The sequence below is a fragment of the Acidobacteriota bacterium genome (genome assembly GCA_016195325.1).
Taxonomy (GTDB): domain Bacteria; phylum Acidobacteriota; class Polarisedimenticolia; order JACPZX01; family JACPZX01; genus JACPZX01.
Window position 1 is genome coordinate 1 of record JACPZX010000066.1, and the last position, 16,040, is coordinate 16,040.

Consider the following 16,040-nt stretch of genomic DNA (forward strand, 5'->3'; position numbering starts at 1 on the left):
GCTCGGCGATCCGTTGCAGAACTTGTAGAGGTAGAAGAACGCCTTCCCCAGCGGCGGAGTCTGGGTGTCGGTGTTGATGCTGAAGCTCTCGTTGGAGAGGAGGTTCGTGACGCAGACGGCCGCACCGAGATTGCCGTTGCTGCTCGTCCGCAGACTTTCCACCGTGCCGCGGGGCGCGTCGTCGAGGACGGTGGACCAGTCGTTCTCGCTGGTGTGAACCTTCCCCTCCTGGATGACGCGCACGTGATCGACCCCCTCGAGCCCGCAGCCATAGTTCAGAAGGCCGATCAGCCGGAACTCGACGTTGTCACCGAGCGGTGAAGCCATCTGGACGTCGAGTCGCGAGAAGCTGACGTCGATCGAGTTTCCCGTGATCTGTCTTCCCACGTCATCGAGCGGTGTCCCGCCGGCCACAGAGAGCTCGAGAGGCTGGTTCGGATCGATGAGGGCGGCCGTGTGGTAGGGGCCCAGGTCGATGTGAGCTTTGACGTAGTTCCCTTCCGACTGCTTGTTCAGCGTCTGCGGAGTGAAGCGGACGGTCACGGCCACGGGGTCGCAGGCGTCCCCGCACGCGCCGCCGCCGGTGTTCTGCTGGCCGGGGTTGGGAGTCCTCAGGCAGTTGTCGGCGCAGTCGCGCACCCCGTCGCCGTCGGTGTCGGCCTCGTTCGCGGGGACGGCCGGCCAAGTCGGATCGTTGCAGTCGTTGTCGAGGCCGTCGCAGATCTGAGGAGCGCCCGGGTAGACGGAGGCGTGCTGGTCGTCGCACTCGCATGCGGCGCCGTACGCGTCACCGTCGGCGTTCGTCTGTGTCGGGTTCGGAGTGGTGGGACAGTTGTCGCAGACGTTGCCGCGACCATCGTTGTCGCTGTCGGCCTGGTTCGCGTTCGTGATGGAAGGACAGTTGTCGCAGGCGTCCCCGAGCCCGTCGCCGTCGCCGTCGGCCTGATTGGAGTTCGGCACCGTCGGGCAGTTGTCGCAGGTGTCCGCGACGCCGTCGCCGTCCATGTCGCCGCCCGTTGTCACGGTGACGCCGACAGAATCCGGGAGGCTGGTCGATTGATCGTCATTGACGATGAGCTGGAACGCGAGAGTGGCGCCGGTGCAGGGCACTCCGGGGGCGACGAACGTCGGATGGACGGGATTCGCCAGGTTCAAGAACACCGCCGGTCCGGAAGATTGCTCCCAGGCATACGTGAGAGGGTCGTTTTCAGGGTCGGAGCTGGCGGAGGCGTCCAGAGTCACCAGCGTTCCCGAGCTCACCGTCTGGTCGGGCCCCGCGTTGGCGATCGGCCGGGCATTGGCCACCCGGTACACCTCGTTGTTGTCGGCGGTGACGCCCTGCGATTCGCCCCCAGCCACGAGGACCCTGCCGTCCTGGAGGAGCGTCGCCGTATGGAGGTTGCGGTTGTAGTGCATGTACGTCGTATTGGTCCAGGCGCCCGTCGCCGGGTCGTACTGCTCGGCGCTCGCCATCGGGTCGAAGTAGTCACCTCCTCCGGACACGAGCACCTGGCCGTTGTGCAGCAGGACCGCCGGCGCATTCACGCGAATAGGAGAGTTCAGGCTCCCGGTAGGGCTCCAGGTGCCCGTCGCCGGGTCGTACAACTCGGCGATGGTCGGAAATACGGGTTGGCCGAAATCGTTCCAGCCTTCGGCGACGAGGACTTTGCCGTTCGGCAGCAGCGCCATTGCATGGTTCCTGCGGGGGAAGCTCATGCTCCCCGTCGGCGCCCACGTTCCCGTCGCCGGGTCGTACAGCTCGGCGCTGGAGAAAACGGCGTAAGGAGGTTCATAGTTGATCGCCCCTCCTGCGACGAGCACCCGGCCGTTTGGCAGCAGGACCGACTGATGAAGGTCGCGGGCCTGACTCATGGTGCCCGTCGTGCTCCAGGTGTCGGTGGCAGGGTCGTACAACTCGGCATCGACCAGGGTGGTACCGCAACTGTTGCCGCCCGCCACGAGGACCTTCCCGTTCGGCAGGAGCGTCGCGGAATGGTTCAACCGGAGGATGTGCACATTGCTGGTCTCCGTCCAGGTCCCGGTGTTGGGGTCGTAAACCTCGGCGCCGGTTCCCGGCTCGCCGCGGCAACCGATGAGTCCGGCAACGAGCACCCTGCCATCCGGGAGCAGGGTCGCGGTCGAGTGCGGATGGATCCTGTTCATACTGCCGGTCACGCTCCAGGTGCCCGACACCGGATCGTAGAGCTCGGCGTGGGTATCCCACGAAATCGAATCGACTCCCCCCCCGGCCACGAGGACCCGCCCGTCGAGGAGAAGTGTCGCGGTGTGGTGGGAGCGAGTCTTGCTCATGCTCCCGGTGAGGGTCCAGACTCCGAGGCAGGGCGCGGAGGAAATCAGGAACTCGCAGGGCTGGAGTGCGCGCTGGGTCAGCCGCACTTCGTCGAGCAGACCGAACATCTGGTACCCGATTCGCCCTGAGATCGTCCACATGAGCCCGGGATCCGGTTCATCGGGGTTCGGATCGACGACCCCGTTCCCGATGAGAGCGCCGTTCACGTAGACGCGGTAGAAGTGCGCCGGCGCGTGAGAGATCGTGTCCTTGACGATCGCCACGTGGGACCACTGGTTGACGGGGAGCTGCAGGCCTTGAAACGGATAGTGCCTCTGGAGTAGCGGTCCGCTGTAATCGGCATTCACCACCCCACCGGGGTTGATGTTGATGTTGAAGCGATTCTCATTGTCGTCCGGCCTCGTCCAGAAGATCGCATGGTGCTGCTGGTCGGGCACCTTGATGAAGAACTCGAGGGTCGCGTCGCCAAAGGTGCGGTGAAGCAGGAAGAACGAATCGAAGAGAATCGACTGCGCGCCATTGAACGAGAGCGACAGCGTGTTCGGCTGTCCGGTCAGAGGAATCACCGCCATCGGCACGTCGGAGCTGTAGACAGGACCGCCGCCAGGGGTGCCGTCGTGCGAGTTCCAGATGGAATCCACGATGCTGCCGGCGCCCGTGGCTGCTTGTCCCGCGATTCCTTCCTCGAACCGGTAGTACCTGTCGTTGACGCCCGGACCTGGCGGGGAGCCGGCACTGGCGGTGATCCCGGCGATCGAGGCAATGGCGGCGAGCGCCACCACGCGCGTGTTCGCTCCCGTTCGCGAGCCCATGTAAGCCTCCCTCTCCTTGCCTTCACCTATTCGCTGGCGGACTCCCGCCGTATACTTGTAAGCGAGAAAACTCGCCCGGAGCGGCGAGGTCCGGGCGAATGGCGGGAGAGAGATGGCGGAGGAGATCTCGGCAGAGAGCCTGCTCCCGCTCGTGTACGACGAGCTGAGGGCCCTTGCGGCCAGGTATCTAAGGCGGGAGCGCCCCGGCGGCACGCTCCAGCCCACCGCCCTGGTGCATGAAGCCTACCTGCGGCTGATGAGAAGCCGGCGTCTCGACGTGCACGGAAGGAACCACTTCTACGCCCTCGCGGCCATCCAGATGCGCCGGATCCTGGTGGAGCGCGCCCGCGCCGCCGCCAGCGTGAAGCGCGGAGGGAATCTGCGGCGCGTCACTCTGGCCGATGGGATGAGCGCCGCCCCCGACGGATCGGTGGAGCTGCTGGCACTCGACGAGGCGCTCACCCGTCTGGCGCAGCGCAACGCGCGACAGGGACAGATCTCCGACATGCGCCTCTTCGGCGGGATGGGCGCCGCGGAGATCGCCTCCCACCTCGGGATCTCGGAGCGCACCGCGAGAGAGGATTGGAGGGTGGCGCGCGCCTGGCTCATGAAGGAGCTGTCTCCGGGGAAGAGCTCCGCGTGAGCCGGCCGGACACCCTGACCCGGATCTTCCTCGAAGCCTGCGCCCTCCCCCCGGAAGCACGGCCGGCCTTTCTCGAAAGATCTTGCGCCGGGAACGCCGCCCTGCGGTCGGAGATCGAGGCGATGCTCGCCGCCGACGAGCGGGCGGAGGGGGGAGCGGGAACCGAAGGGCTCTTCGCGCCGGCGGCTCGCGTCGCGGCCGACGCCGCGCAATCCCTGCCCAGGTCGCTCCTCCCCGACAGGATCGGCCCCTACATGATCCTCGAGCTGCTGGGCGAGGGAGGCATGGGGGTGGTGTACCGGGCCGAGCAGACGGAGCCGGTCCACAGGGAAGTGGCCCTCAAGCTGGTGCGGGCCGAGGTCGATTCGGCGGCCGCCATGTCGCGGTTCGAGCTCGAGCGACAGGCCCTGGCGATGATGGACCATCCCAACGTGGCGCGTCTGTACGACGCCGGCACCACGGACGAGGGGCGCCCCTACTTCGTGATGGAGCTGGTGCGCGGGGTGCCGATCACGGAGCACTGCAGGGCCCACGACGCTTCCCTCCGCGGCCGCGTCGAGCTCTTCCTCGGCGTCTGCCGCGGGGTCCGCCATGCCCACCGGCGCGGCGTGATCCACAGGGATCTCAAGCCGTCCAACATCCTCGTCACCGAGGAGGAGGGCCAGGTGGTGCCGAAGGTCATCGACTTCAGCATCGCCAAGGCGCTCGAAGCGCCGGGGCTGGGCACCGAGTTCCGCACCCGCACGGGCCAGGTCATCGGGACTCTTGAATACATGAGCCCCGAGCAGGCCGCCGGTCGCGTCGGCGCCGTGGACACGAGGTCCGACGTCTACGCGCTGGGAGTCGTGCTCTACGAGCTGCTCGCGGGGAGGCTGCCGTACGACATCGCCGGTCAGCCGATGCACGAGGCGGTGCGGCGGATCGTGGAGGAGCCGGCGCGACCGCTCAAGGGCCCGGGATCGACGGTGTCGGGCCGGCCGGACGAAGACCTCGCGACGATCGTCGGGAAGTGTCTCGAAAAGGAGCCCGATCGACGCTACGGGAGCGCCGCCGATCTCGCCGAAGATCTCGAACGATACCTCGACTCGCGGCCCATTCGCGCGCGCCCGCCGACCGCCATCTACCAGGTGCGGAAGCTCGTGGGGCGCCACCGCGCGATATTCGTCTCGATTGCGCTGGGCGTGATCCTTCTCCTCGCGTTCAGCATCACGGTGACGGTTCAGCTCGGCATCCAGCGCCGCGAGCGACTCAGAGCGGAGAGCGAGGCCCGCAAGGCGAAGCGCATCAACTCGTTCCTCCAGGAGATGCTGGCGGCCGCCGATCCCGCAAGTGACGGGGGGAAGGTGAGCATCCGCGAGGTGCTCGATCAGGCGGCCGGACGGATGGACAAGGGGCTCGAGGGACAGCCCGAGGTCTCCGCGGAGCTGCATCGCACTCTCGGGTTGACCTACAAGGCGCTGGGAGTGGGCGACGGGGCGAGAGAGCAACTGGCGAAATCGCTGGCTCTCCGGATCGAGCTGTATGGGGAGGACCACCCCGAGACAGCCCGGGCCCGCCTGGACCTCGCGCAGCAGCTCAGCGCGGACGGCCGTTCCGCGCAGGCCGAGAGAGAGGCCAGACGCGCCCTCGAGGTCTTCCGCCACGCTCAGGGGGACCCAGCGGACGTTGCCGAGAGCCTCAACGTGCTGGCGGACATCTTCTACCGGCGGGGGAGGCTCGAGGAGTCGCGGAAGGCCGCCGAGGAATCGCTGGTGATGCAGAAGACGTCGCCGGGCGGTTCCGACCCGCTGCGAGGCCGGACCCTGAATACTCTGGGCGTCACGCTTACGGATCTGGCCCGCCGGCAGGAAGGGGAAGCGTTGCTGCGGGAGTCGGCTTCCATCATGAAGGCCGCCTACGGCGAACGCAATATGGTCCATCTCAACGTCCTCTCGGACCTCTCGTACAACCTCCAGACGCAGGGACGCCTCGAGGAAGCGATCTCCATGGACCAGGAGATTCTGGCCGGGCGTCTCGACGTGCTCGGGAAGGATCACGGTCTGATCGCCATCTCGCAGAACAACCTCGCCGTGGCGCTGGCGGAGCGTGGCCGGTGCACGGAGGCGGAGGTCCATGAGAGGGAGGCGCTGCGCATCTGGGTTCAGTCATTCGGCGAGGACTATGAGCTCGTCGCCAGGGCGAGGACCAATCTGGGCTACTTCCGGCAGTGTTTCGGCGACTATCAGGGGGCGTTGGAGGAGCTCGAGTCGGCCCGGCGGATGGCCGAGCGACGACCGACGGATTACGTCAGCCTCATGCCCGATCTGTACGGCAACCGCGGGGTCGTCGAGGAGCGGCTCGGTCACCTGCCGGAGGGGGAGAGGCTCGTGCGCCGCTGGCTGGATGCGATCGGCGAGCGATCGGGGGCCGATTCACCGGATCGGTGGAATCCTCTGGACGAGCTGGGGTCGCTCCTGATGGAGGAGGGGCGCCCGGTGGAGGCGGAACCCGAACTGCGCGAGGCGATGCGCCTGTTGAGCTCGACCTCGCGGCAGACCGGAAGGCCGTTGGAGGAGGAGCCCTCCTACGCCCTCGTGCTCAACGCGCTCGGACGATGTCTGGCCGCGCAGGGGAAGTCACAGGAGGCGGAGGATCTCCTGCGGCAGGCGAGAGCGTCGCTTCTGAAGTCGACGGAGGCCGCCGACACGAGGCGGCATGAATTGATGCGCACGGCGGAGATCTACGATCGGCTCGATCGCCCCTCGGAGGCCGCCGTCTACCGCGGCGCGCTGGAGCGTCTCGACAAGGTAACGAAGGCGAAGGGAGAGACCCGATGAGACCTTCCGTCCTCGCCGCGCTCGCCATTTCGTTCACGGCATTCGCCGCGGAGCCTGCCCCGTCCTACGAGAAGGTGGCCGACAAGGCCGCGATCCGGATCCATGCCTTCGAGGGCTCCGACGTGCGCCTTCTCGACGGGCCGTTCCTGAAGGCCTTCGACGACAACACGAAGTTCCTGCTCTCGATCGAGCCGGACCGCCTCCTCCACCGATTTCTGGCGTACAGCGGCCTCCGGCCGAAGGGCGAGGTCTACGGCGGCTGGGAGTCCGAGGGGCTCTCGGGCCACTCGCTCGGCCACTACCTCTCGGCGTGCGCGCTGGCTTACTCGACCTCGCGCGACCCGCGCCTCCTCGACCGCGTCAACTACATCGTGGACGAGCTCGCGCGCGTCCAGGAGGCTCGCGGCGACGGGTACATCGGCGCCATCCCGAACCAGGACGCCCTCATCCGCGACATCGAGAAGGGCGATTTCTTCAACGTGCGCCAGAACTACATCAACGACTTCTGGGCACCCTGGTACACGATCCACAAGATCTTCGCGGGGCTCCTCGACGCGCACCGGTGCACCGGAAACGAGAAGGCCCTCCGCCTCGCGGATCGGTTCGGGCGATGGGCTGTCCGGACGACGAGGAGCCTCGACGACGCGGCCTGGCAGAAGATGCTCTACGCCGAGTTCGGAGGGATGAGCGAGGCGCTCGCGGAGCTCTACGCCCGCACCGGCGAGAAGGAGTTCCTCGATCTCTCGCGCCGCTTCTACCACAAGGAGGTGCTCGATCCCCTCGCGGCCGGGGAGGACAAGCTGGAGGGGTTTCACGCGAACTGCCAGATCCCGAAGGTCATCGGCGCCGCCCGCGACTACGAGCTGACGGGAGACGCGGCGATGCGGCGCATCTCGACATTCTTCTGGGAGTCCGTCGTCCGGAGCCACACGTACGCCAACGGCGGCAACAGCGAGGGGGAGTACTTCGGCCCTCCCGGAAAGCTCTCGCGCCGGCTCACCGGCAGTACCTCGGAGACCTGCAACACCTACAACATGCTCAAGCTCACGCGGCACCTGATCACGTGGGAGCCGAAGGCGGAGTACGCGGACTACGCCGAGCGCGCCCTCTTCAACCACATCCTCGCGTCGATCGAGCCGGGCACCGGCATGAAGTGCTACTACGTTCCGCTGGCCGGCGAGCCGAAGGAGTACAGCACACCGAACGATTCTTTCTGGTGCTGCGTCGGAACGGGATGGGAGAACCCTCCCCGCTACACCGACGCGATCTACTTCCACGACGCCGACAGCCTCTACGTCAACCTCTTCGTGGCCTCCCGGGTGGAGTGGCGGGAGAAGGGGATCGCGATCACCCAGGAGACGCGCTTCCCGGAGGAGGAGTCCACCCGCCTGAAGATCGAGGGACCCGGCGGCCGGTTCGCGCTGAGGATCCGCAATCCCCGCTGGGCCGCCTCGCCTGTGACGCTCCGCCTCAACGGCGAGCCTGTCGCGCTCTCCGGAGATTCCTCTCCCTACGCCACCATCGATCGCAAGTGGAAGAACGGAGATCTCGTCGAGGTCCGCCTTCCGATGGGGATCCGCGTCGAGGCGACGCCGGACGATCCCGACAAGATCGCCCTCTTCTTCGGCCCCATCCTTCTCGCGGCCGATCTCGGCGCCGAAGGGAAACCTGCAGGTCCGATACCGGTGCTGGTGGGGGAGGATCGCTCTCTCGCGTCGCACATCCAGCCGGCCGCCGGCGAAGGCCCGCTGACCTTCAGGACCTCCGGCATCGCGCGACCCGCGGACGTGAGGTTCATTCCTTACTACAAGTCGCACCACGCGTACGGTCCGGTGTACTTCGACAGGATCTCCGAGGCCGAGTGGACCCGCCGCGAGGAGGAACGGAAGACGACCGAGGCGCGCGCCCTCGATCGGCTTTCGGCCGGAGACGCGCCGTCGGGCATCTCCCACGCTCTCGACACCTCGGGGGCGACGGTCGAGATGGCTCTCGGACGTCCCGCCTGGAACCTCCAGAAGGAGCGTTACGCCTACGTCCGCTTCGAGCTGGATCCGGGCGCCGTCCGCAAGGGGCTTCAGCTTTCGCTCCTCGCGTGGAGCGGGAGCGACGGGAGCTTCGAGGTGAGCGCGAACGGGATCCGGATCGCGAAGGGGGACGTGAAGAGGGAGAAGCCGATAGGGCTGAGGGAGCTGACGTACGCCCTCCCCGATGAGTCGATCCCGCAGACCGGGGCAATCCGGATCTGGATCACGACCCAGTCGGACAAGCCGGGCCCGTCGATTCTCGGCGCGGTGCTTCGCAGGTCGCGCTGAGCCCGGCGCTCAGCTCATTTCCGAGCCGCGATCCAGAGCGTGTGCCGCCCCCCCTTGTTCCGGCGCGCGCGGGCGACATGGACCTCGGCCCTGAACCCGACGTCGCCAAGCCGCTCCGTGAACTTCGGGTCCGGGGCCACGGACCAGACGCCGAGGACTCCGCCTTCCCGGAGGGCGCGGTGCGCCGTGCGAAGGCCGGCGTGGGAGTACAGGCCCTCGTTCGCGGTGCGGCTCAGGCCGCTGGGTCCGTTGTCGACGTCGAGCAGGATGGCGTCGAAGGCGCCGGTTCGCTCGCGCATCACGTCGGCCACGTTCGCCTCGTGGACGGTGACGCGCGAGTCATCGAGCGGCCGGCCGGCGAGGTGTGCCAGAGGCCCGCGGTTCCACTCGACGACGGCGCCGACCAGCTCGGCGACCTCGACGCGCGCGTCGGGCGGCGCGTGCCGCAGCGCGGCGGCCAGCGTGAACCCCATCCCGAGGCCGCCGACAAGGACGCGCGCGCCGGCGCGGCCGGCGATGCGGGCGCACGCCAGCTCGGCCAGGATCTCCTCCGTCCCGTGCGCGCGGCTGCTCATGAGCAGATGAGGGCCGACGCGCAGCACGAACTCGGTGTCGCGCTGCGACAGGACGAGCGGCGCCGGTTGCCCGGGGATCGTCGCGCGGCCGAGCTCTCTCCAGGGGATCATGCGCGGTTCGCCTCCAGTCTGGTCTCGAAGCATACCCCGCGTCGCGCCCCGCGGGCTCTTGCGCTTCCCGAGCCTCGATGTGAGCATGGCCGGCATCTCATGGCCGCCCGCATGGAACCCACACGATGCCACTGGGCGCTGCGAAGCCCCGAGGAAATCGCCTACCACGACGCCGAGTGGGGCGTTCCCCTCCACGACGACCGGCGGCTCTTCGAGTTCCTCGTCCTCGAGGGGGCCCAGGCGGGATTGTCGTGGACGACCATCATCCGCAAGCGCGAGGCGTACCGCCGCGCGTTCGACCGGTTCGATCCGAAGAAGGTCGCGCGCTACGACGCCAGGCGCGCGCGAGTGCTCATGGCCGACGCCGGCATCGTGCGCAACCGCCTGAAGATCGCCTCCGCGATCGGCAACGCGAAGGCCTTCCTCGCAGTCCAGGAGGAGTTCGGCAGCTTCGACGCCTACGTCTGGCGGTTCGCCCCGAGGGAGGCGAAGGCCGATGCGCCGCGTCGCCCCGGGGACGTGCCCGCGACGACCCCAGAGTCCGACGCGCTGAGCGTGGACCTCAAGGCGCGCGGCTTCCGCTTCGTCGGCTCCACGATCTGCTACGCCTTCATGCAGGCGGTCGGCATGGTGAACGACCACGCGGCCGACTGCTTCCGGCGCCGACAGGTGTCGAGGTAGCCGCCCGGATAGAATGATCGCTTGACTCGCGGGAGATCTCCTTGTCGACGCTGATCGGCCAGACCCTGAACCATTACCGCATCCTCCGCCAGATCGGGGCGGGTGGCATGGGTGAGGTGTACGAGGCCGAGGACACGAAGCTCGGGAGGAAGGTCGCGCTGAAGCTGATGCCGGAGGAGACGGCTCGCGACCCGCAGAGGCGCGAGCGGTTCGAGCGGGAGGCGAAAGCGATCGCGGCGCTGAACCACCCGAACATCGTGACCATCCATTCCGTCGAAGAGGCGGCCGGGGTCATCTTCATCACGATGGAGCTCGTCGAAGGGCAGACGCTCCGGCAGGTGCTGGCTCCGGGCGGGCTGCCGCTCCCGAGGCTCCTGGATCTGGCGATCCCCATGGCGGAGGCGATCGCGGCGGCCCACCAGCAGGGGATCACGCATCGGGACCTGAAGCCGGAAAACATTCTGGTCAACCGGGACGGCAGGGTGAAGGTCCTGGATTTCGGCCTGGCGAAAATCAGCGGCATGTTCGGGGATATCGCCGAGGGCTCGCGCCTCCCGACGACAGCCCTGACCGCGGAGGGTCGCATCGTCGGCACGGTCGCCTAAATGTCCCCCGAGCAGGCGGAGGGGAAGGCGATCGACTCGCAGTCCGACGTCTTCACGCTGGGGATCATCCTCTACGAGATGAGCACGGGGGGGAGGCCCTTCAGCGGGGACACGGCCGTGTCGCTTCTCTCCTCCATCCTCAAGGACAATCCGCCGCCCGTGACACAGCTCAATGCGAGCCTGCCGCGCGACCTGGCGCGCATCGTGAGTCGCTGCCTGATGAAGGACCGGCCCGGCGATTCCACAGCGCCCGCGGCCTGGCCACGGAGCTCGCGACGCTGAAGCAGGAGTCCGACTCGGGAGAGATCCAGGCGGTCACGAGCGAGCTGCGGCGCTCCGAGGTGACGCCGGTCTCCGGGGCGGCGACGTCGGGGCGCCTCGGGAAGAAAATCGGCTACGCCGCGACGGCCGTCGTCGTCGCGGGGCTCGGCGTTGCGGGATTCCTGGCGCTGCGAGGCTGGCGCGGTGGCGCGGCAGCGAAGATTCCGGCGTCGGCGGATCGCGGCGAAGCCGCAGCCGCGGCGGGCGGCCGCTCGGAGGATCGCCGGCAGCGGATCGTCGTTCTTCCGTTCGAGAACCTCGGGGCGCCCGACGACGGATACTTCGCCGCCGGAATGACGGAGGAGATCACCAGCCGCCTGGCCTCGGTGAGCGGTCTGGGTGTCATCTCCCGCACCAGCGCCGTGCAGTATGCGAAGACCGACAAGAACACGAAGCAGATCGGCTCGGAGCTCGACGTGGACTTCGTCCTCGCGGGAACCGTCCGATGGGAGCGGGGAGGCGCGGGGCCGAGCCGCGTGCGCGTGACGCCGCAGCTCGTCCGCGTCGCCGACGATACGCAGCTCTGGGGGGACCGCTACGACCGGGAGATGAAGGACATCTTCGAGGTGCAGTCGGAGATCGCCGATCAGGTCGTCCAGAAGCTGGGGGTCGCGATGCGCGCTCCCGAGCGACAGGCGATGGTCAGCCAGTCGACGCAGAACCTGGACGCCTATCAGATCTACCTTCGCGGCAAGGAGAAAGTGGATTCGCCGAACTTCAACCGTGAGATCGGGGAGCAGGCCGTCCAGCTCCTGGCGCAGGCCGTCCAGCTCGATCCGAAGTTCGCCCTCGCATGGGCGACGCTCTCCAAGCTCCATTCCACCGTCTACCAGAACCACTTTGATTTCACCGAGGAGCGGCTGGGGAAGGCCCGGGAGTGCGCCGACAGGGCGCTCGCCCTGCAGCCGATGCTGCGCGAAGGCCATCTGGCCCTGGGGTACTACTTCTACTGGGGGCGGCGCGATTACGTCCAGGCTGTCGAGGAATTCCGCCTCGCCGCCGCCGGCCGCGAGGACGATCCCGAGGCTCTCGAGGCGATGTCCTACATGTGGAGGCGCCAGGGACACTGGGGCGAATCGATCGGCGCGGCGGAGAAGGCGTTCGCGCTGAACCCGAGGAACATCGATCTGGCGAGCAACCTCAGCGGAACGTACCAGATGTTGCGGCGATATCCAGAAGCGCTCCGCTTCGCAGACATCGCCATCTCGCTGGCGCCGGAGGCCCCGTTTGCATATGTGACGAAGTTGTTCGTCCAGGTCGAGGCCGAAGGAAGCACGCGGGGGGCGCGGGAGACCCTCGGGAAGATCGACCCACGGGCCTTCCCGGAGTTACCTGGACTGGAAAGCTATCTCGACGCCCTGGACGGAAGGCTCAAGGAATCGCTCGACCGGCTCGACGCCTTTCCGAAGGACGCCCTCGACACGTCGGACGCCTACCTCCCAATCTCGCTGCTGAAGGGGTCCACCTACCTGCTGCTCAACGATCGCGCGCGCGCGCAGGTCGCTTGCGAGTCGGCCCGGAAGAGCCTCGTCGACGACATCGCGAGGACCCCAAGGGACGCGCGGATGCGATCAGCGCTGGGCCTCGCGCTCGCCTGTCTCGGGCGGAAGGACGAGGCGGTGCGGGAGGCGAAGCTGGCGATGGACATCGCGCCGATCTCGAGCGACGCAGTCGACGGGCCGCGGTATCTCGAGTCGCTGGCGCAGGTCTATGTGATGGTCGGCGACAATGATGCCGCGCTCGACCTCCTGGGCCGACTCCTCTCGATGCCCGGAGGATCCGCCGCCAACCGCCTCAAGCTCGACCGGGTCTGGGCGCCTCTTTGGAGTCTCCCCAGGTTCCAGAAGATGACGGGGAAGGGCACGTAGTCCGCGTCGATGCCGGGCTCTTCAGTTCGAGGAGCCCGCGGCGGTCGGGTAGATCGGCGCCGGCCTCGGGCAGCGGTTGATGAGAACGTGCGGGGTACCTGAAGGGCTGTACCCCGGAGAACCCTCCGCCCCCTCCTCCCGCGGAAAGCCCGCCCGCGAATCCGGCGTCGACACCACGGGAGTCACGACGTAGAAGAAGGCGCGCCCGGGAGGGGGGCTCGCCTTGTCGACAGCGTGCGCTCCGGAGACCTTCGTGAGGCACTCGGCCTCCGCGAGGGAACCGCCTCCTTCGAAAAGGCCCCGGTAGACGTTGTAGACGACGTTCCCCGTCTCGGCGGTCCAGCGCAGATCTATCCCCTGGGAGTCCGCCTGGTTCGAGCCGGGGGCGTCGAGGACCGCGAGCCCCGTCACCAGACCGTCGTCCCGATCGCAGACGTCCCCGAGCCCGTCGCCGTCCAGGTCGTGCTGGCCCGGATTGAAGGAGCCGGGGCAGTCGTCCGCGGCGTCGGCGATGCCGTCACCGTCCCTGTCACCATCTGCGAGGTCCGGGACACCGTCGTTGTCGTCGTCCGGGTCGCAGGCGTCGCCAAGGGCGTCAACATCGTTGTCGGCCTGATCGGGGTTGTAGACGGTCGGGCAGTTGTCCCCCGCGTCGCCCACGCCGTCGAGGTCGGCGTCCTGCTGCTGGGGGTTGCGGGCGAACGGTGCGTTGTCGGCGTCGGCGCAGATCCAGTCGGCGTCGGAATCGTTCAAGGCGTCGTTCGGACAGGGATCGCATTCGTCGATGATCCCGTCGCCGTCGCCGTCGGGGGTTCCCGGGAGGGCCCTCGCGTCGCAGGAATCGACGATCCGGAAATCGTCGATGCCGGCCTCGGTGACGGCTTCCGCCGAACCGTTGAAGTCCCGCGCTGCGAATCTGACGGACAGCGAAGCCGGAGGGGTCGGGAGCGTCTCGACGCTTCGGTGGACCTCGGCCCATCGAGCGGGGGTCAGAGGAACGTCCCTCTCGAGTCCCGCCTCCCTTGTCGAGAGATCGAACCACGTCTGCCCCGCGTCCGTCGAGCCTTCCACTTCGAAGACCGCATTAGAAAGAAACGTCCACTTAAACCACGACGAGAAGGAGACGACGGGATGGGCGAGTGTGGAGACGTCGTAGTACGGCGTCTGGAGAGTCGTCGTGCCGTGGAAGAGCCCCGCAAAGAAGGGGTCGCCGCCCGCCTCCCCAGGACCTGTCACCAACGCCATCTTTCCCGGCGCCGGGGTGTGATCGTCCTCCGGTTTCAACGCACCATAGTAGGGAAGCGACGAGCCGGTGGGATCGGCACGGACCCAGGCTCCTCGAATGGCGTCGTCCGTGCCGTACGGGTCCAGGCTCCACCCGGGATCGCTCTCCATATCGAGGTAGAGGAAGGCGGGGGCCAGCGTCAGGTCGACGGAGACCGTCGTCCCGCCCTGCACGGTGACCGTGGCGCTTGCGGGGGCGAAGCCCGGGCTCGAGGCCACGAGCGTGTAGAGTCCGCGCGGGACGGCGGGGAACGAATAGCTCCCGCCGGGGCCCGTGGTGGCGAGAAAGCCGGTCCCGGTCAGAAAGAGCTGCGCTCCCGCCAGCGATCCGTCTCCCCCGACGACGCCGGAGAGCGATCCGGTGGGCAGACGCTGGAGGACGATGTCCACGGATTGCCGGGGGCCAACCGTCGCCACGGCGGAGACGAGCGCCCCGTGGTAACCGGGGGCGATTGCCCCGAGTGTCACCGGCCCGGGATCGGCGTCCACCGCGTAGCGTCCGTCGGAGCCGGTTCTGGCCGGGGCGTCGTCTCCCATGCGCCGCACCGATGCGCCGGAGATCGGTAGACCGGTTGTCGCGTCGCGCACCGTCCCCGTCAAGATCCCGTACTGCGCGGAGAAGGAGAGGACGAAGAGGCCGCGCTCGTAATCGCTGACCAGGATGTTCCCCGAGGGAAGGAGGGGGTAAACCCCCCGCCCGCCGACGGGCTCCTCCGAGAGGACGGTGGAGGGCTCCGTGTCGTAGTAACCCACTTCCACCGGAAGCGCCGGATCCGAGATGTCGACGATGCGCAGCCCGTCCGTCGTCCATGTGCAATACGCGAGCGATCCCTTGACCCGCACGTCCCGGGCGGTCGTGTGGAACGGATGGTAAAGGTTCGGTCCCTGAAAGGTCGAGACCTGGACCGGCGCTGCCGGGTTCGAGACGTCGTAGATCGAGAGGTACCCGCCCCGGTTGATCAGGAAGTCCGTGACGAAGAGGTACCGCCCGTCATCCGTCAGCCATTCGTTGAACGGGAACCCGCGGGGGGTCGGGAAGGTCGCCACGACGGCGGGCCTGGTGCGATCGCTCAGATCGTACGTCTCGATCGAAGCGACGTATGAGTAGGCGACGAACGCGAGGTCGTTTCTCACCTGGCTCGCGTAGGCGTACCCCGTCGAATGGGCCACCGACACGATGTTCCCGATCTTCACCGGATGGATCGGATTCGCCAGCGACATGATGACCACCCCCGCGGCCGCGGCCGGATAGAGGTAGCCCTTTTCGTCGTACGTCACCGTCGAGGCGACGTTGAAGTCCTGGTTCGAGTCGTAGACGAGGCTGACCGACGCGGGGAGCGCGGACAGGTCCACGATCTGGACCCCGGCGCTGTAGGCGTCGTCATAGGCGACGATGTAGGCGTAGTGGCCGAGCGTCTTGACGTCTCGGTAGGCATTCGTGGTGAAATGCCCGGGCTGGAGCGCCACCTGGACGGGATGATTCGGATCGGTGACGTCCACGAAGGTCGTTCCCGCGGCGTCGCCCATGATGGCGTACTCGCGACCGCCGTCGGTGTAGCCCCAGATGCCGGCATAGTCCGATCGTGTGTTGAGCTGCGAGTGGAAGGCGACGCGATTCGCGGTCTGCGCGGGGGCAGGGGTGATGACGCAGGTCAGAACGAGCACGGCCGCCAGGCGCAACGTCGTCATCGCTATTCCCCC

Annotated in this window: 10 protein-coding genes; 7 read left to right on the plus strand and 3 right to left on the minus strand. The window is 67.7% G+C overall.

Going from position 1 to position 16,040, the window contains the following annotated elements:
• A partial coding sequence (locus HY049_12510) for a thrombospondin type 3 repeat-containing protein (protein ID MBI3449723.1) occupies window positions 1–3,123 on the minus strand: 3,123 nt, incomplete at its 3' end.
• A 112-nt stretch (window positions 3,124–3,235) separates the two neighbouring features.
• Between HY049_12510 and HY049_12515 the strand changes: the two genes are divergently transcribed.
• The 3 genes from HY049_12515 to HY049_12525 are packed head-to-tail and all read left to right on the plus strand — an operon-like array spanning window position 3,236 to window position 8,894.
• Window positions 3,236–3,766 carry an RNA polymerase subunit sigma-70 gene (locus tag HY049_12515; GenBank protein MBI3449724.1) on the plus strand — a complete coding sequence of 177 codons (531 nt, stop codon included), beginning with the start codon at window positions 3,236–3,238 and terminating at the stop codon, window positions 3,764–3,766.
• A complete protein-coding gene (locus HY049_12520; protein ID MBI3449725.1) occupies window positions 3,763–6,582 on the plus strand; it encodes a serine/threonine protein kinase in 2,820 nt (939 codons plus the stop codon). The genes HY049_12515 and HY049_12520 overlap by 4 nt, the downstream gene beginning before the upstream one ends.
• Window positions 6,579–8,894 (plus strand): glycoside hydrolase family 127 protein, encoded by a 2,316-nt coding sequence (locus tag HY049_12525; GenBank protein ID MBI3449726.1) that lies wholly within the window; start codon window positions 6,579–6,581, stop codon window positions 8,892–8,894. Before HY049_12520 ends, HY049_12525 begins: the two co-directional genes overlap by 4 nt.
• Before the next feature lie 14 nt (window positions 8,895–8,908).
• Here HY049_12525 and HY049_12530 read toward each other — a convergent pair whose 3' ends face one another.
• Window positions 8,909–9,580: a hypothetical protein gene (locus HY049_12530; GenBank protein ID MBI3449727.1), complete on the minus strand. Its 672-nt coding sequence runs from the start codon at window positions 9,578–9,580 to the stop codon at window positions 8,909–8,911.
• A gap of 111 nt (window positions 9,581–9,691) precedes the next feature.
• On the opposite strand from HY049_12530, the gene HY049_12535 reads away from it, so the two are divergent.
• Genes HY049_12535 through HY049_12550 form a run of 4 tightly spaced genes read left to right on the plus strand, consistent with a single transcriptional unit; the run spans window position 9,692 to window position 13,055 of the window.
• Window positions 9,692–10,261, plus strand: a complete 570-nt coding sequence (locus HY049_12535) for a DNA-3-methyladenine glycosylase I (GenBank protein ID MBI3449728.1) — start codon at window positions 9,692–9,694, stop codon at window positions 10,259–10,261.
• 41 nt (window positions 10,262–10,302) lie between these two features.
• Window positions 10,303–10,866, plus strand: a complete 564-nt coding sequence (locus HY049_12540) for a serine/threonine protein kinase (protein MBI3449729.1) — start codon at window positions 10,303–10,305, stop codon at window positions 10,864–10,866.
• A complete protein-coding gene (locus HY049_12545) occupies window positions 10,867–11,148 on the plus strand; it encodes a protein kinase (protein MBI3449730.1) in 282 nt (93 codons plus the stop codon). It begins immediately after the preceding gene.
• Between the two features lie 59 nt (window positions 11,149–11,207).
• A complete protein-coding gene (locus HY049_12550) occupies window positions 11,208–13,055 on the plus strand; it encodes a hypothetical protein (protein MBI3449731.1) in 1,848 nt (615 codons plus the stop codon).
• A 21-nt stretch (window positions 13,056–13,076) separates the two neighbouring features.
• Here HY049_12550 and HY049_12555 read toward each other — a convergent pair whose 3' ends face one another.
• The gene (locus tag HY049_12555; protein MBI3449732.1) at window positions 13,077–16,028 is read right to left on the minus strand and encodes a choice-of-anchor B family protein; all 2,952 of its coding nucleotides are present in this window, start codon (window positions 16,026–16,028) and stop codon (window positions 13,077–13,079) included.
• Between the last annotated feature and the right edge of the window lie 12 nt (window positions 16,029–16,040).

Excerpts from the sequence above, each read along its gene's own strand:
- HY049_12515 (MBI3449724.1), top strand. The coding sequence starts at position 3,236 with ATGGCGGAGGAGATCTCGGCAGAGAGCCTGCTCCCGCTCGTGTACGAC.
- HY049_12525 (MBI3449726.1), top strand. The coding sequence starts at position 6,579 with ATGAGACCTTCCGTCCTCGCCGCGCTCGCCATTTCGTTCACGGCATTC.
- HY049_12530 (MBI3449727.1), bottom strand. The coding sequence starts at position 9,580 with ATGATCCCCTGGAGAGAGCTCGGCCGCGCGACGATCCCCGGGCAACCG.
- HY049_12535 (MBI3449728.1), top strand. The coding sequence starts at position 9,692 with ATGGAACCCACACGATGCCACTGGGCGCTGCGAAGCCCCGAGGAAATC.
- HY049_12545 (MBI3449730.1), top strand. The coding sequence starts at position 10,867 with ATGTCCCCCGAGCAGGCGGAGGGGAAGGCGATCGACTCGCAGTCCGAC.
- HY049_12555 (MBI3449732.1), bottom strand. The coding sequence starts at position 16,028 with ATGACGACGTTGCGCCTGGCGGCCGTGCTCGTTCTGACCTGCGTCATC.